Genomic DNA, 1,267 nt, shown 5'->3' on the forward strand with positions numbered 1-1,267 from the left:
CTACCAACGGATGATGTCGGAGTGGCTGGTCGACCCGCACGAGTTGGGCCGCAGCGCCGACCTGGACTGGAAGTCGGTGTGGGACCACGGCTGGACGTTGGCCGCCGAAGCGGAGAACGCCCCGGTTACCTCCCACACCGAGCAGGGTCTACCGATCCGCGAGCCCGGTATCCGGCTGGTGCCGGGCTCGGTTGACCGGGCAGGGCAGCACCGGGCCGAGCCAGGGCGTGCCGAGCGCCCGGCGTCCGCTGACAACATGTCGCGTCGGCCCGCGCACCAGGCGCCCGAACGCGATCCCGACGCGATCCGATCCTCGATCGCCAGCCACTTCGGCGGGGTGCATGCCGCACGGTCACGCGCGGCAGAGGCAGACTGGGATATCGGCCAGGGACTCGACGACGAATGACGTTCCCCTCGAGCCCATCGGACCGGCAGCGTTCGCCGGAGAACTCACTGGACTGGCTGGTGTCGACATTCGCCCGCGAAGTGCCCGGGGTGTCGCATGCGGTGCTGGTTTCGGTGGACGGGTTGCTGGTCGCGGCCAGTGAACATCTGCCGGTCGAACGGGCCGACCAGTTGGCTGCGGTGTCGTCGGGGCTGGCCAGCCTGGCGACCGGGGCGGCGCAACTGTTCGAGGGGGGCCAGGTGCTGCAGACCGTGGTGGAGATGGAGGACGGCTACCTGCTGTTGATGCGGGTCGGTGACGGCTCGCATCTGGCCGCGCTGGCGGCGACATCGTGTGACATCGGTCAGATCGGCTACGAGATGGCGATCCTCGTCGAGCGGGTGGGTACCGTCGTGCAGTCGTCGCGACGAGTCGCGCCCGATGGACCGGCTGGCCCCCGCAATCGGGGGGACCCCCACCGGCCCGCGGCGTCGCCGCACTTCCGGCATGCGTGAGCGGCGATGGAAACACCCGAGCCGCCGGTGCCTGATGCGAACCTGGTCCGCCCCTACACGCTGACCTCCGGCCGCACCGACACCAACGTCGACCTGCCGCTGGAAGCGCCGGTGCAGACCCTGAAGTCGGCGCTGTTTCACCGCTGGCCGCTGAACGACACGCGGGGCAAGATCGTCGCGCTGTGCGTTAAGAGCCCGTCGGTCGCCGAAATCTCGGCGCGATTGGATGTGCCGCTCGGTGTCGTGCGCGTCTTGATCGGTGATCTGGTTACGTCGGGATACCTTCGGATACGTCCGACGTTGGACGACCACTCGACCCGAGGCGAACGCCGCGAACTGATAGGAAGGACGCTCCGTGGCCTACGAG

General features: G+C 68.8%; 2 protein-coding genes and 1 pseudogene. All 3 read left to right on the forward strand.

Translation table 11 applies throughout. The features are described from left to right. A pseudogene (locus tag AC2VOP_RS16560) lies at nt 1-406 on the forward strand (ATP-binding protein); the annotation flags it as partial. Further along, a complete protein-coding gene (locus AC2VOP_RS16565; protein ID WP_486961984.1) occupies nt 403-900 on the forward strand; it encodes a roadblock/LC7 domain-containing protein in 498 nt (165 codons plus the stop codon). The pseudogene AC2VOP_RS16560 and the gene AC2VOP_RS16565, both read left to right, overlap by 4 nt. A gap of 6 nt (nt 901-906) precedes the next feature. Then, nucleotides 907-1,267, forward strand: a 361-nt coding sequence (locus AC2VOP_RS16570) for a DUF742 domain-containing protein (RefSeq protein ID WP_486961985.1), incomplete at its 3' end; no start/stop codon positions are given.

The organism is Mycobacterium sp. TH-M106 (assembly GCF_057473765.1).